General features: G+C 60.4%; 13 protein-coding genes and 1 pseudogene. 10 read left to right on the top strand and 4 right to left on the bottom strand.

Annotated elements, in window-relative coordinates:
• A partial coding sequence (locus tag ACZXDY_RS41340; protein WP_464349448.1) for a Zn-ribbon domain-containing OB-fold protein occupies nucleotides 1-250 on the bottom strand: 250 nt, incomplete at its 3' end.
• 122 nt (nucleotides 251-372) lie between these two features.
• On the opposite strand from ACZXDY_RS41340, the gene ACZXDY_RS41335 reads away from it, so the two are divergent.
• Together ACZXDY_RS41335 and ACZXDY_RS41330 are read left to right on the top strand one after the other, a co-directional pair.
• Nucleotides 373-1524, top strand: coding sequence for an acyl-CoA dehydrogenase family protein (locus ACZXDY_RS41335; protein ID WP_464349447.1), 1152 nt, complete (start codon nucleotides 373-375; stop codon nucleotides 1522-1524).
• A gap of 26 nt (nucleotides 1525-1550) precedes the next feature.
• Complete coding sequence (locus ACZXDY_RS41330) at nucleotides 1551-3074, top strand: acyl-CoA synthetase (protein WP_464349446.1); 1524 nt, start codon at nucleotides 1551-1553, stop codon at nucleotides 3072-3074.
• Between the two features lie 5 nt (nucleotides 3075-3079).
• On the opposite strand, the gene ACZXDY_RS41325 is transcribed toward ACZXDY_RS41330, so the two are convergent.
• Complete coding sequence (locus ACZXDY_RS41325; protein WP_464349445.1) at nucleotides 3080-3946, bottom strand: MaoC/PaaZ C-terminal domain-containing protein; 867 nt, start codon at nucleotides 3944-3946, stop codon at nucleotides 3080-3082.
• Between the two features lie 165 nt (nucleotides 3947-4111).
• On the opposite strand from ACZXDY_RS41325, the pseudogene ACZXDY_RS41320 reads away from it, so the two are divergent.
• Nucleotides 4112-4399, top strand: a pseudogene (locus tag ACZXDY_RS41320) (helix-turn-helix domain-containing protein); the annotation flags it as partial.
• 30 nt (nucleotides 4400-4429) lie between these two features.
• Nucleotides 4430-5044, top strand: coding sequence for an IclR family transcriptional regulator (locus ACZXDY_RS41315; protein WP_456646675.1), 615 nt, complete (start codon nucleotides 4430-4432; stop codon nucleotides 5042-5044).
• Nucleotides 5045-5067: 23 nt separating this feature from the next.
• Here the strand turns inward: ACZXDY_RS41315 and ACZXDY_RS41310 are convergent, their stop codons facing one another.
• Entirely contained in the window at nucleotides 5068-6624 is a 1557-nt protein-coding gene (locus ACZXDY_RS41310; protein WP_464349444.1) for a long-chain-fatty-acid--CoA ligase, read from the bottom strand.
• Nucleotides 6625-6737: 113 nt separating this feature from the next.
• Here ACZXDY_RS41310 and ACZXDY_RS41305 point away from each other — a divergent pair, with 113 nt between their 5' ends.
• Nucleotides 6738-7541 (top strand): enoyl-CoA hydratase/isomerase family protein, encoded by an 804-nt coding sequence (locus tag ACZXDY_RS41305; RefSeq protein WP_464349443.1) that lies wholly within the window; start codon nucleotides 6738-6740, stop codon nucleotides 7539-7541.
• Nucleotides 7542-7869: 328 nt separating this feature from the next.
• Here ACZXDY_RS41305 and ACZXDY_RS41300 read toward each other — a convergent pair whose 3' ends face one another.
• On the bottom strand, nucleotides 7870-8610 hold the full coding sequence (locus tag ACZXDY_RS41300; RefSeq protein WP_028169281.1) for an IclR family transcriptional regulator: 741 nt from the start codon (nucleotides 8608-8610) through the stop codon (nucleotides 7870-7872).
• A 496-nt stretch (nucleotides 8611-9106) separates the two neighbouring features.
• Between ACZXDY_RS41300 and ACZXDY_RS41295 the strand changes: the two genes are divergently transcribed.
• The 5 genes from ACZXDY_RS41295 (at nucleotide 9107) to ACZXDY_RS41275 (ending at nucleotide 15014) form a co-directional block, all read left to right on the top strand.
• A complete protein-coding gene (locus ACZXDY_RS41295; RefSeq protein ID WP_464349442.1) occupies nucleotides 9107-9952 on the top strand; it encodes an amidohydrolase family protein in 846 nt (281 codons plus the stop codon).
• Nucleotides 9953-9969: 17 nt separating this feature from the next.
• Entirely contained in the window at nucleotides 9970-11181 is a 1212-nt protein-coding gene (locus ACZXDY_RS41290) for a CaiB/BaiF CoA transferase family protein (protein ID WP_464349441.1), read from the top strand.
• Nucleotides 11182-11259: 78 nt separating this feature from the next.
• The gene (locus ACZXDY_RS41285) at nucleotides 11260-12432 is read left to right on the top strand and encodes an NADH:flavin oxidoreductase/NADH oxidase (protein ID WP_464349440.1); all 1173 of its coding nucleotides are present in this window, start codon (nucleotides 11260-11262) and stop codon (nucleotides 12430-12432) included.
• 75 nt (nucleotides 12433-12507) lie between these two features.
• Nucleotides 12508-13719 (top strand): ABC transporter substrate-binding protein, encoded by a 1212-nt coding sequence (locus tag ACZXDY_RS41280; RefSeq protein WP_464349439.1) that lies wholly within the window; start codon nucleotides 12508-12510, stop codon nucleotides 13717-13719.
• Between the two features lie 326 nt (nucleotides 13720-14045).
• Entirely contained in the window at nucleotides 14046-15014 is a 969-nt protein-coding gene (locus ACZXDY_RS41275) for a tripartite tricarboxylate transporter substrate binding protein (RefSeq protein ID WP_464349438.1), read from the top strand.
• Nucleotides 15015-15404 lie beyond the last annotated feature (390 nt).

Raw genomic sequence — 15404 nt, 5'->3', positions numbered from 1 at the left:
CGTAAGGCGGCGTGAAGCCGGGCGCAGCGGGACGGTGATTGATGACGTAGCTGTAGAGTGTGCCCTTGCCGCTCGCCCTGAACACGCTGACCTTGCGCGAGGCGCAGGACGGGCAGAACGGGCGCGGCGGGAAATAGACATGCGCGCAGGCATCGCAGCGCTGCAAGCGGAGTTCGCCCGCCTTGGCGCCATCCCAGAAATGCTGGGTCTCCGGCGTCGGCTTCGGGCGTGCGCGCATAGACTCCGGCATTCGTATCCTCCTTGTTGCAAAAAATCGCTCTTCGGATTTCCTGCTTGCAATGGGCTTGCCATGCAGGACCGCAAATGTCAATTTTGCGAAAATCAATTTCGCAAATGAGACGCAAGGTCGAAATGACTATTCCGCAGACGATCTACACGCCGGACCATCAGCTTTTCCGCGCCACGGTAAAAAAGTTCATCGAGCGCGAGATCGCGCCGTTTCACGCGCAATGGGAAAAGGACGGTGTCGTCGACCGCAACCTGTGGCGTCGCGCCGGCGAGGCCGGCCTGCTCTGCACCTCGATCCCCGCGCAGTATGGCGGCGGCGATGGCGACTTCCTGCATAGCGCGATCGTGACCGAGGAGCTTTCGCGCGCCGTCTTCAATGGTCCGGGCTTTCGCGTCCACTCGGACATTGCGGCCTTCTACATTCTTCATCACGGCAGCGAAGCGCAACGCCAGAAGTGGCTGCCTCGCATGGCGTCGGGAGAGACCGTTGCGGCAATCGCAATGACCGAGCCCGGCGCGGGAAGCGACCTTCAGGCCATTCGCACCACGGCGATTCGCGATGGCAGCGGCTTCGTGGTGAACGGTTCGAAGACCTTCATCACCAACGGCCAGCTCGCCGACCTCGTCATCCTCGCCTGCAAGACCGACCCGCGCGGCGGATCCAAAGGCATCAGCCTGCTTCTGGTTGAAGGCAACAGCGTCGGCTTTTCGCGCGGACGAAACCTCGAAAAGCTGGGTATGAAGGCGCAGGATACGTCCGAATTGTTCTTCGACAACGTCCAGGTGCCCGCGGAAAACCTGCTCGGCGAGGAAGGGCGTGGCTTCCGCTATCTCATGAGCGAGCTTCCCCAGGAGCGCCTGCTGGTCGCAATCACGGCGATCGCGGGAGCGGAAGCGGCGATTGAATCGACGATCGATTATACCCACCGCCGCGAGGCGTTCGGCAAACCATTGGCGGACTTCCAGCACAACCGGTTCCGGCTCGCCGAAATGAAGACGGAAGTTCAGATCGGCCGTGTCTTTCTCGACAAATGCATGGAACTGCATCTGCAGAGCAGTCTGAGCATCGAGGCTGCGGCGATGTGCAAATACTGGTCGACCGAACTGGAATGCCGCGTGGTGGACCAATGCGTCCAGATGCATGGCGGCTACGGCTACATGCTGGAGTATCCGATTACGCGCGCCTACGCAGATGCGAGGGTTCGGCGGATCTACGGCGGCTCCAATGAGATCATGCGCGAACTCGTCGCAAGGTCGCTGCAACCGGCCTCGTGAAGCCAAGCATTGGGGAGGTAACGAGGATGGGCACGACAGACGGCCTGATCAGCGGCACGCGCTCACGCCAGTTCGACGTCGTCGGGGAACGAGTACGGCGTATCGCCGGCGGCCTGCACAGACTGGGCATCCGGCCTGGCGATTGCGTCTGCATTCTGATGCGCAACGATCCGGTTTTTATTGAAGTCACTTACGCCGTCATGCTGATCGGCGGGTATGCGGTGCCGATTAACTGGCGTTTCAAGCCGGAAGAAGTTGCTTACGTTGTTGGCGACACCGGAGCCGGCGTCCTGGTAGGGCATGCGGATCTGCTGCAGGCGTTGGGCGACGCTATTCCCTATCGTGTGCGCCAGTTCCGTGTCGATGTGCCGCAGGAGATCGCGACCAGTTTCGGCGTCGAGACCACGTCGTCGGCGGGCGAGGACTTCGAGGTCTGGCTTGCCGAGCAGAAGCCCTATGACGGGCCGTCGATGCCGGCTCCTGCCAGCATGATCTACACGTCGGGCACGACAGGACATCCCAAAGGCGTTCGACGCGATCCGCCGTCTCCGGACCAGGTCAAGACGAACGAGCGGGTACGTGAGACTGTCTATGGGCTGAGGCCGGGTACTCGCGCCCTCCTCCCGGGCCCGCTTTATCATTCTGCCCCGAACGCATTCGCGCTCCGCGCCGGGCGTCTTGGCGGCGCACTGGTGCTGATGCCGCGCTTCGAGGCCGAATCAATGCTCGCATTGATCGAAAAAGAGCGGATCGACTGCGCGCTGATGGTGCCGACGATGTTCGTGCGACTATTGCGGCTGCCTCAGTCCGTGCGCGCCAAATACGACCTGTCTTCGCTACGTCACGTCGTTCACGCGGCAGCCCCCTGCCCGCCCGACGTGAAGCGACAGATGCTCGACTGGTGGGGACCGGTGATCTACGAATATTACGGTAGCACCGAATCCGGCGCTGTTACCTTCGCGACGCCCGATGAGGCCCGGCGCAAGCCCGGTACAGTCGGCCGCGTTCTCGACGGATGCGAATTGAGATTTTCGAACGGCAAGGACGGATGGCTGTCCGCCGGCGAAGTCGGCGAAATCTACAGCAGAACCAGCTATAATCCCGATTTCACTTATCAGAATCAGCCCGAACGCCGCCGCGAGATCGAACGCGACGGCCTCATCACCAGCGGTGACGTCGGCTATATCGATCAGGATGGCTACGTCTTTATCTCCGATCGCAAGCGCGACATGGTGATTTCCGGCGGCGTCAACATCTATCCTGCCGAAATCGAAGCTGCATTGCAGTCGCTCCGAGGCGTCCACGATTGCGCCGTGTTTGGTATTCCGGACGACGAATTCGGCGAGGCGCTTATGGCGGTCATTCAGCCCATCGCCGACACGACTCCCGACCTGAATGAAATCCGCGCCGGCCTGAGATCCATGCTCTCGAACTACAAGGTGCCCAAATATTTCGAGATCATGTCCTCGCTCCCACGCGAGGACTCCGGCAAGATCTTCAAGCGGAGGCTGCGCGACCCCTATTGGCAGAAATCAGGCCGGAGCATCTGAACTGCTTATGCCGGAGCGACACCTGCACGGCCATTGTTGATGACGACGATGTTACGCTCGGCGACCTTGGCGCGGAACGAGACCTCGCCAACGCCGTCATTCCAGGCTTCGGTGACGATCGTCTCGCCGGGATAGACCGGTGAGCTGAAGCGAACCTGCATCTTCGTCAACCGTGTCGGCTCGCCATCGCAGACCATGTCAGCCAGTGCACGGCACACCACCCCGAATGTGCAAAGGCCGTGCAGGATCGGCTTTTCGAAGCCGCCCCGTTTCGCGACCGACGGATCCGCATGGAGAGGGTTATAGTCGCCCGACAGACGATAGATCAGGGCGGCCTGCGGCAGCGTCTTGATGCTGGACACAATGTCTGCGGCCCGTTCCGGCACGGGATGCGGCGCCGGCAACGGAGCTGATGGCCCGCCGAAGCCGCCGTCGCCGCGGAGCATCGTCGTGGACGTCAGCCGACACAGCAGTTCGCCGGATGCCTGATCGAGCACATCGCGCTCGGACAGCAGCACCGCGCCCTTGTCGGCCCCCTTGTCGACGAGGCCGGTCACGCGCGAACGCCCGATCACCGAGCCCTTCGCGGGCAAAGGCTTGAATATCTCAAAGCCCTGCTCACCATGCAGCACCTTGCGCCAGTCGGCACCGGTTCTGGAATCTCCGATCCAGAAGCCAGGATATCCCAGCACCACGGCCATCGACGGCAAAACCTTGAGGCCATCCTCATAGACATACTGCAACTGACGCGCATCGAGCGGATCCGAGCCCAGACCGACACCCAGGGCATAGAGCATCGTATCGCGCTCCGTGTAGGTCTGCTCGATGGTGGGAATGGGCCAGTTGCGCAGTGCTTGGGGGTCAATTGTCATGGTCGGCGTTTCCTGTTGGCTTGCGACGAACTTGCCATCGACGTCCAACGAAGACAATATGCGAAATCGATTTTCGCATTTGCGGAGTTGACGAAGCGAACGGTTTGCAGAACAAGCCATTCGGGACAAGGCACATTCGACGGTGATGTGCCGCTGGAGTTGAAAATGACGAGCAAGAAACGAGACCCCCGGACTGGTAGCGCCAGCCCGGCTGGATCGACAAAGGCGGCAGGCAAGCCGTCAGGTGGCGACGCCAAGGCCAGACAGCGCATGGCCAAGCAGCAATTGCAGCGCGCGACCAGACGTCCACGATCCACTGAATCCGAAGCTGACGATGCCGGCGGCCGGCTCTTCGTGTCCGCGCTTGCGCGCGGTCTCGACGTCCTCAGTGCGTTTCGCGCCGGCGATCGGGCGCTCGGCAACCAGGAACTTGCGGAACGGACCGGCCTTCCGAAGCCGACCATCTCCCGGATCACGCACACATTGACGCAGCTCGGCTATCTCGCCTACGACGCGCGATCAACGACCTATCAACTGGGCGGTCGTGCCATATCGCTGAGCTATGCTGCACTAGCGAATTTGGATGTTCGCAATATCGCGCGGCCCATCATGACGGAGCTGGCGGAGACCAACAATCTACATGTGGCGCTCGGCACGCGCGACCAGCTGATGATCCTGAACGTCGAGACCTGCGAGGGGCACGGCTTGGTTGGCCTGCGATTGCCGTCGGGGTCGCGCGTACCAATGGCGATCACCGCGATAGGAAAGGCCTACCTCGCGGCCATCAAGGATGAAGAGCGCGGCAAGATCCTGTCCGAGATTCGCAAGCAACACGGAAGCGAGTGGCGAAGCATTGAGAATTCGATCGAACGCTCAATCCGCGAAATTGACGAACGGGGTTTCTGCACGTCGGCTGGCGAGTGGCGTAAGGACATCAATGCGGTCGGGGCAGCTATCATTCCACCGGGCGGCGGAACCGTCTATGCGTTGAGCTTCGGCGGACCAGCCTATCTGGTCTCACACGACCAGCTCGACCATGAATATGGCCCTGCCATCGCCGGTGCGGCGAGAAAGATCAGCGCCTCGCTCGGCGCCTGAGACTTCGCAGGCACGACGCGTCGTCAACTTACGCGACGTGCGTGCCCCTCCCAGTACGGCTTGCGCAACACTTCCTTGTTGACCTTGTTGGCGCTCGATAGTGGCAGCGGATCGTCCCGGAATTCGACGCTACGCGGACATTTGTAGTCCGCAATGATCGTTCGGCAATGCGCGCTGATCTCGGCGGCCGACAGTGACGTTCCCGGACGCAAGACGACAACGGCGTGCACGGCCTCCCCCCATTTCGGATGCGGAATGCCGACGACGGCACATTGCAGGACCCCGGGGTGCGACCCGACGGCATTCTCGACCTCGATCGAGTAGACGTTCTCACCACCCGTGATAATCATATCCTTGATGCGATCCGAGACGTAGAGATAGCCGTCCTCGTCGAAATAGCCGGAATCTCCGGTGTGCATCCAGCCGCCCTTCAACGCTTTTACCGTGAGCTCCGGCTGGCGCCAGTAGCCCATCATGACCATGGGACCGCGCACCTGGATCTCTCCAACCTCGCCGGGCTTCATGTCCCGATCGTCCGCATCCGCGATACGCACCTCCGCAGAGACGATGGGCCGACCGGCCGACCGCAGGCGGCGCCGTGGCGCAGACGGCAGATGATCTTCAGGCTGGAGGATTGTCGCAACCGGCGACAGTTCCGTCATCCCGTATGACTGCGCGAAGCGAATTCCCGGAAAGCGGCGAAGACACTCGCTGAGCACAGCCTCGGGCATCGGCGAAGCGCCGTAGGTGATCAGCTTCAGGCTGGACAGGTCGTATCTGTCGAGATCGGGCAATTGCAGGATCATACCGAGCATGGTTGGAACGAATGTCGCGACGGTCACCTTGTTCCGGGCGATGGCCTCCAGCACGTCGGATGGCGTGAAGCGGGGAATAACGACATGTTTTCCACCCATCAGCGACGTCGTGTAGACCCGCGCCCCGGCGCCCAGATGAAACAGCGGCCCTGAGTGAAGGGCGACGGTCGTCTCATCAAAGCCGAAACTCATCGAGGTCACGATGGCATTGACCCAGAGATTACGGTGGCTCAGCATGACGCCCTTGGCCTTGCCGGTGGTTCCGCCCGTATAGAAAATGCAGGCCAGATCGTCACCGCCTCTGAGCGCATCCTCGCAAGGCGCGGATTCCGCGATCAGCGCTTCGTAATCATATGCACGCGGCAAGCCGCTCGCTCCGGACGCCACCACGAGCCCGCGCAAGGACGGACAGGCCTCCTTAAGCTGCGCCGCATGCTCAAGGAACACGCCGTCACAGACAAGCAGCAACGGTTCTGCGTCCCTGACCTGCTCGACCATCTCGGCAATGGAAAAGCGCGAGTTGACCGGCACGGCGATGCCTCCCGCCCACAATGCCGCGAAATAGCATTCGATATAATGATTGCCATTGGTGGCGAGGATCGCGACGCGCTCTTCAGGTTTGACACCGAGCTTGCGAAACGAGGCCGACAGCCGGGAAATTCGGTCCACCACCTCGGCGTGGGTCAGGCAAAGCTCCCCAGAAACCAGCGCCGTCTGTCCGCCCCTGAAAGACGCCGATTTGCGGAGACCCGCCGTAAGATTCATTGTTCTTCTCCGTTCCCTGTCGTTGGGATCATATCACTGCGAAAATGAATTTCGCAAATCTGGAGGGATGCTATAGAAGACAAGATGATTGCGATAGGGATGGAGACCGGAAGATGTCCAATCAGACGCAGGACGGAGAAGCCGTCATATTCGAACGTCACGACGACGTTGTCGTGGTGCGGCTCAACAGTCCCGCCACACGGAATGCGCTCGAGCCCCGCGTCAAACAGAAGCTGGAAACCGGAATTCCCGAACTGCTCGGCGACGAGACTATCCGCTGCCTGGTCATCACGGGCACCGGCGATGCCTTCTGCGCGGGCGGAGACATCAACAACATGGGCGAACGCGAAGCTCCCAGTGTCCGAAAGCGGATGCAGATCACCCATTCTTGGGCCAAGCGGCTCCTGACGGCAGAAAAGCCGATTGTGGCTGCCGTCAACGGCGCAGCTGCAGGCGCAGGCTTTTCGCTCGCATTACTCTGCGACATCGTTCTCGTTTCCGATAAGAGCTATTTTCGGGCGGCCTTCCCCGGTCTTGGCGCAGCCCCCGATCTCGGTCTTGCATTGACGCTGCCACGAGCAATCGGATCTTCTCGGGCAAAGGACATCCTTCTGACGAACCGTCGCGTCGAGCCTACCGAAGCTGTATCGATAGGTATCGCCAAGCGGGTGGCACCAGCCGCGAACCTGATGGAAGATGCGATATCGCTTGCCAATGATCTGGCAGCCGGCCCAGCGACGTCCCTCGGCTTGACCAAGACGTTGCTGAACGGTGCCTATGGAACAGTCGAGGAGTTTTTCAGCGCAGAAGCCTTCGCACAAGGAGTAGCGTTCGGCAGCCGCGAATTTGCCGAAGGAGTCGATGCATTCTTGCAGAAACGAAAGCCGGACTTTCGGAAGGCTGTGCGGAATAGATAGGCGACCACGTTCCGAACAGGTCCAGCTTGCGTTCGACACGTTCGGACAAGTATCGGAATCAATCAACTGAGCAGACGTATACTAAATCGAAACGGCCTTCTTTTGGCTCTCACCTATTCTCCGCCCGACACTGCCGATAGTCAGTAGGACGGGGAATTGATGTCGGGCGTGCGAAGCTAGAGCATTGAACGCCCCTCCCTTCTGTTCGATCCCGCGCACTGGTGCGGTGCTTCAGATATCGTCTGCGATCAGGAAAATACTGGTTGATGGCCCGAGTACCGCTAAAGGTCCCTTTCGCCGACTTGGGGAGTAGAACGAACGACAGACGTTACGTCAGAAACCGCGCGATGCCTTCGCGAATACAGGCCAGGATTTCGTCCTGCCGCTCTTCGAGACGTGATACCGGCCCGCCGACGCCAAGGACCAGGTGGCGCCCGAAGTCGCGCTTCGGCAACAGGACGGCAATCACCCCGGCGTCCTGAACGATGATGTGTTTGGAAAACATGTAGCCGTCGCGCCTAATGCCGTTGATGATCTTCATCAGCGCATTCAGTTCGAAGTGTTCTTCCGGAGGGCAAACGGCATTTATGCGGCGCAGCAGCCGGGCAATCTCGACGTCGGTATGACCGCTGAGCAACGTGCGCCCAATTCCGCTGATCGCAAGCGGTCGGACGTCGCCGGGCTTGACTTCGAACCGCAGGCGCTTGCTGGTTTGCAGACTGTGAATGTATTGAGCATGCAAATCGGACTGCGTGCTGATGCTGACCAGCTCGTCCAGTTTCTCATGGACAAAGTCGACCAACGCAAGGATGGCGCTGTCGCCGAACAGCCCGGTGTCCAGCCACCGGCCCATCTGGGCGATGCGCATCGTCGGCATGTAGGTGCGATTGTAACTGTCGTAGAACAGATATCCCAGCATCGCCATGCTCTTCAGCAAGGCTGCGGCACTGGATGTTGGATAGTCGCACTTCGTCGCGACTTCCTTCAGCGAGATCGGTCGTTTCACGTCCTCGAAGTACTCAAGGACTTCGAATATCCGCTTGGCCGACTTTATGCTGGAATTTGTCATTTACACATACGTGGAGAAAAATCCGATTCATTGGCACCTTAGTAGGCCTGAATTCAAATTCGAAGCGTTCAGCAATCTAGTGCCTCTGGACCTCAGCCGCAACCTTTTTCCATATATATAGAAATAGAACCACATATATGTAACCCAGTGGACTCGGCGACGCGCGGCCCCTAGTGTTCTCCGCGGCCGCCAAGGCCGCGGCGTCACAGCCGTTCAAAAAAAGAAAAACGCCCCACCCAGGTGGAGCGCGCTTGCAGGGAGGCGTCATGAAGCCGCGAATAAATTTGTCTGCCGTGATCAACTGATGTCGTCCGGTTCGACCGGTCGCTGCTCGGGCTTCCCGCCGCCAAGACGAACCTCCTGGCGACCATTCTCTTGAAGATCAACCATCGCGTTCACGTCTGACTGGGGATGTTGGCCAAGCCCACCATCGGCAACGAGGTTGGCGCACCTGCCCCGGGCTCTCACCTCCAAGACCGAACAGGGATATGCTTAAATGGACTATCGATTGCCCGAAGGCAGCTGCGATTGTCACTTTCACATCTACGGCCCCTTCGATCGCTTTCCGCCCGGCAACGAGGGACGCTTTACCGCCGCGCAGCCGTTCACGATCGAAGACGCTTTTGCCATCTGGAACAAACTCGGCATCACGCGTGGCGTCATCGTCCATGCAGTGGGTTCGGGAGAGGACAACGCCGTCACTTATGACGCGCTGCGTCGCTACCCTGACAGGCTTCGTGCCGTGGCGATCTTGCGGCCCGACGTCTCGGATCGGCGGCTTGATGAACTCACCGACGCCGGCTTCAAGGCGGTGCGCGTCACCATGATCCGGCAGGACGGCAAGCCGGTCTCGACACTCGGCACGAGCTACGACGATCTGGGCAAGCTCGCCCCTCGTATAGCGGAACGAGGCTGGCACGCCCAGCTTTGGATCGAGAGCTCGGATCTGGCCGCCGCCGCACCCGAGCTTGAGAAGCTGCCGCTCAACTATGTGATCGACCACATGTCGCGGACCATGGCCGACAAGGGGCACGAGCACCCCGACTTTCGCGCCTTCACCGAACGGCTGAAGACCGGCCGCTACTGGACCAAGATTTCGGGTGCAGACCGCAACACGCGTATCGGCCGTCCCTATGCGGACACGGCGCCCTTCATGCGCGCCATCGTTCAGGCCGCGCCCGATCAGGTCGTGTGGGGCAGCGATTGGCCCCATGTGGGCCACAGCGCCGAAACGCTTCCCGATCTTCAGGATCTGCTTCGACTGCTGCACGAATGCGTCCCCGATGAAGCCACCCGTCGAAAGATCCTGATCGCCAATCCGTCGCGGCTCTACAACTTCTGACAACACCCGAGGAAGCCTTGGACAACAACAAAAAGTTGCCGCTCGACGGCGTGATCGTCATCGACCTCGGTCAGGTGTATCAGGGTCCGTACGCCGGCTTCCTGATGGCGCAGGCCGGAGCGACCGTCATCAAGGTCGAACCGCCGAACGGCGAGCCGGTGCGTCATCGCGCCCGCATCAGCAAGGGCAACGCCGTCCCGTTCGCGATGCTCAATGCCAACAAGCGTAACATCAGTCTGAACCTGAAGTCGCCGGCCGGGGTCAGGGTCCTGAAGGAGCTCGCGGCAAAGGCCGACGTGCTGATCGAGAACTACGCGCCGGGGGTGCTCGATCGATTGGGCGTCGGCTATTCCGCTCTAAGCGCCATCAATCCGCGGCTGATCTACGGCTCGGCCACCGGCTACGGCTTGTCGGGTCCCGATCGGGATAATCTGGCGATGGACCTGACTGTCCAGGCGGTATCAGGCATCATGAGCGTGACCGGCTTTGCCGATGGTCCCCCGGTCAAGGCGGGTCCGGCCATCACCGACTTCATCAGCGGTGTTCACCTGTACGCCGGCATCCTCACCGCGCTTTACGATCGGGAAAAAAGCGGCCGCGGTCGGCTGGTCGAGATCGCGATGGTCGAGACCGTCTATCCGGCGATGGCCTCGAATCTGGCCGATGTCTTTAACCGCAAGGCGGCCGCCCCTCGCACTGGCAACCGTCACGGAGGACTCGCGGAGGCGCCCTACAATGTTTATCCAGCGTCCGATGGGCATGTCGCCATCATCAGTGTCAACGAATCTCATTGGATCGGGTTGACGCGCGCGATGGGACGGCCGGAGCTCGCCGATGATGCGCGTTTCAAGACGGTGCTCGACCGCCTGAAGCACATCGATCTTACGGACCAGATCGTGTCCGAGTGGTCCACGCGGCTCACGCGCAATGAGATCACCGAGCTTTGCCGTGCCAACAGGGTGCCATGCGCCGCGGTTCGTGACTTGCGTGAGGTGACCGAGGACAATCACCTCCACGCCCGGGGCATGTTGCGCGAAATCGAGCATCCGGAATACGGCGACATTCTCGTTCATCGCAGCCCGCTGGTGCTCCACGATACGGCAGTGCCGCAATACATCCCATCCGCGCGTCTCGGTCAGCACAACGGCGAGGTCCTGTCGGAATATCTCGGCCTGTCCAGCAGCGAGATCGATGCGTTGCGCGACTCCGGCGCCATTGCACAAGCGTGACGACGAGCACTCCATGCGCGGCAAAGACGAACATCGTGGCGCGAATTTCCCGGTCCGCTAGTTCAGAGGAAGATCAAGATGATCAAGCTGTTTGAAAGCACTGCATTCCGTGGCGTCGAGCTCAGCAACCGGATCGTCGTCTCGCCGATGGGGATGTATTCGGCCGAAAACGGCTACATCACACCCTTCCATCTGGTTCACTATGGCAAGTTCGCCATGGGGGGAGCCGGGCTCGTCTTCGTCGAGCAGACTTCGGTCAGCCGGAAGGGGCGCATCACCAACGGTGATCCCGGGCTGTGGGAGGACGGCCAGATCGACGGCATGCGCCAGATTGTTCACGTCATCAAATCGCATGGCGCAAAAGCAGCAATCCAGATCAATCACGGCGGACGAAAATCCAGCCAGCAGCGCGCGTTCCGGGGCAACAGCCATTTGACCGACCGCGACATCGAAATGGGAGAGGAAACCTGGGTGCCCACGGGCCCATCGGATGTCCCATTCTCTGATGGCTTCCAGACCCCTGTTCCCCTCACGAAGGAAGGTCTCGCCGGCGTCCGCGATGCATTCGTCGCGACGGCTCGCCGGGCCCTACTGGCGGGGTTCGACGTCATCGAGCTTCACATGGCTCACGGCTATCTGTTGCAATCGTTCCTGTCGCCGCTCGCCAATTTCCGCACCGACGAATATGGCGGCAGCCTCGAAAACCGTATGCGGTTTCCGCTCGAAGTAACGCGCGCCGTGAGGGCCGCGCTCCCCTCGGCAACACCTCTCTTCGTGCGTATCTCTGCCACGGACTGGATCGACGGTGGCTGGGAAATCGACGACAGCGTCATCTTCTCCTGCAAATTGAAGGAATTGGGCGTCGATCTGGTCGACTGTTCGACGGGCGGCAATCTTCGAGCCGGATCGACCAACGCCAATCTCGGTCGCGGTCCAGGCTACCAGGTGCCGTTTGCCGAACGGATTCGCCACGACGCCGGTATTGCGACCGGCGCGGTCGGCATGATCCGAACTCCAGATTTTGCGGAGAAGATTCTGCAGGATGGTCGTGCCGACCTCATCTTCATTGCCCGCCAGATGCTGTTCAATCCGTTCTGGGCTCTCCACGCCGCAGAACATTTCGGGTTGACCGGCAATTTCGAGAAATGGCCCGAACAATATGCATGGTGGCTTGCCAAGTGGGGTGGAGCCCTTCGCGCCAATGGAGAAAGCCTGGACGGGTTGGAGCGATATCGCGAGGCGGCCGAATAGAACTTCCGTCGCGCGGATAGCCTCGCCAAACCAATCGAGACTTCAAGCAATCAAAAATTCCAAAGGGAGAAAAAAATGAGACATGTGCTGGCATCGCTGGTGGTTTTTCTAGGCCTTGCTTCGGCTCATGCGCAGGCGCCTGCCTCGAAGCCGGTCAAGCTAGGCGTGCTCAACGATCAGTCGGGCCAATATGCTGACGCCGCGGGGCCTGCGGCCGTTGAAGTCGTCAAAATGGCGATCGCCGACTTCGGCGGCAAGTTGCTCGGACGGCCGATCGAACTGGTTTTCGCCGATCATCAGAACAAGACGGACATCGCGTCGGGCATCGCCAGGCGGTGGTTCGACACGGAAAATGTCGACGTCATTCTCGATATCGGAAACTCTGCGGTCGCGCTGGCTCTCGCCGATCTGGTTCGGGACAAGAACAAGATGATGATCGTATCGTCGGCCGGCGCATCCGCCATCACAAACGAGAAATGCTCTCCTAACACCTTCCAGTGGACCTACAATACCTACACACTGGCGCGCAGCACCGCGAAGGCATTGATGGGACAGGGCGGAAACGAATGGTTCTTCCTGACGGCCGACTATGCCTTCGGACAAGCCTTCGAAGCCGATGCGTCTGCCGTGCTCAAGGAGTCCGGCGGAAAAGTCGTCGGGTCAGTGCGGCACCCGTTCAACACCAGCGACTTCTCTTCGTTCCTGCTCCAGGCCCAGAACTCGAGCGCCAACGTGCTGGCTCTCGCCAACGCCAGCGGTGATACCACCAACTCGCTCATGCAGGCTCACGAGTTCGGCCTGCTCGGCCTGAAAAGCAAGATGCGGGTCGCTGCCTTGCTGTTCCAGATCACGGATGCCAAGGCGGTCGGTCTTCCCAACATGCAGGGTCTGTACACGTCAGAGGCATTCTACTGGAATCGGAATGACGCGTCGCGCGCCTTCGGGAAGCGGTTCTTCGACAAGATTGGGCGTATGCCGACCATGGTTCAGGCCGGAATGTACTCGGCAACCATGCACTACCTGAAGACCGTCGAAGCCGCCGGAACGCTCGAGACAGCCGCCGTGCTCGCAAAATTCCGTTCGTTGCCTGTGAATGATTTCTTCTCGGAGAAGGGGTATGTTCGCGAGGACGGCATGCACATCCATGATTACTATCTGCTGCGAGCAAAGACTGTGGAACAGTCCAGGGGACCGTGGGACTTTTATGACGTCGTCGCAACCATCCCGGCCGAGGACGCCAACATTCCTCGCGAACAAAGCAAGTGTTCGCTGATGAAGAAGTCCTGACCTCTCGACGTCGTGGAAAGAGCCACGTTCCAAGCGGCAGCTGCAAAACCGCCGCTCGGAGCTTCCGCGACCTAACCCCTTCTCTCGCCGCCCTCAATACGCAAGTCTGTCTGATGGCAGCCTTCATCGTGCGTCAGGCGTGGCATCTCATCGTCTGTACCCGTAGCAATCTAGATCGCATGGCCTGATCAATGGATTGATTGTCGCGGGACGAGCTATGGCCTCGCATCGATAGTATGGGGAGGGATTGCCGAGGGCCGACACCCCGTGGGTCACAGCAGGATAGCCGCAAATTGTTTGCTACGAGGAACGAGAGGATAGCCTTCATGTTCAGGAAGGTTCGAACCACAATACTGATGATTGGCTTGACCGCTTCGGGAGCGGCGTGGGCAGCATGGCCCGACGACAAGCCCGTCGAGGTTGTCGTTGGCTTCGCCGCTGGTGGCGGAACCGACGTGATGGCCCGCAAGCTGCTTCCCTTCGTCGAAAAGAGACTCGGCGGGAACGCGAGGTTTGTCGTTCTCAACAAGCCCGGTGCAGGCGGAGAGATCGCGTTCGCCGCGATTGCGCGCGCCGCTCCCGACGCCTACGCGATGGGTGTAGTCAACGTGCCCGGCTACAACTTCCTGCCGATGACGAGGAAGACCCAGTACAGCATGGACGAAATCCGCCTGGTCGCGCGCGTGGTCGACGATCCCAGCGTGATTGTCGTTCGCAATGACAGCCCGTTCACCACCCTCGCAAGCGTGCTCGACGCGTTGCGCAAGAAGCCCGGTTCCGTCACCTTCGGTCATAATGGCGCCGGCACGAACGGCCATTTGGCCATCCGCATGCTCGCGAAGGCCGCCGGCGTAGAGCCGAACGAGATTTCCTATCGCGGCACGGCGGCGCAGAGGACCGACGTCCTGGGTGGCCATCTGGATATCGGAATGGTTAGCCTGAGCGAAGTTACCGAACTGCACGGCACCAACAACGGAGAACTCAGAGCCGTCGCAATCCTGTCGAGGGCCCGCTCTCCCTCATTGCCGGGTGTTCCGACAGCCGAGGAAGCCGGCGTCCCTGTCATCATGACCGCGGAACGCGGCTTTGCGCTGCCAAAGGGGGCTCCCGATGATATCGCGAAAAAGCTGGAGGCCGCGATTGGCGAGAGCCTCGGTGATCCGGACTACGTAAAGAGCTCACCCGGGGATGCTCCGGTGCTCGCTTTCATGCCCGGCGCCGAATGGCAAAAGCGCCTCGACGATATGACGAGGGCATTGCAGCCACTAGCCAGCGAGTTGGCCGAACCGAAATAGCAACCGGCATCGGCCGCCTCTTCGCTCGACGGGAGCAGACGGCGTATGTCATCCGTCACTGACTGGAAGACATACCGCCGCGCAGTTGCCGCGACTTGGCGTGGCGCCTGTAAGCTCTCCAGGACGATCTTGAGCTTCTCGTTCTCGGACCAGCGCCGCCGCCGACCGGTCTCTACCACCTCAAGCCGTTCGACTTGGGCACTGCGCCTATCACTGTCCATAGGCACAGTTCTCAACAACACGCCGCATTCGGCAAGGCGGCCTTCACCGGAGGCGTACCCTTCTGTGACGATCCCAAGCGACCGCGAGCTCGAAACAAAAACGCCGCCTCCGGAGGGAGGCGGCGTCTTGTTTTGATCGTGACACGTAAAGAGGAAATTCCATTGTCCT

The organism is Bradyrhizobium sp. LeoB3, assembly GCF_055456055.1.
The sequence above is the reverse complement of the archived record's forward strand: the minus strand, read 5'-3'. Positions and strand labels throughout refer to the sequence as shown.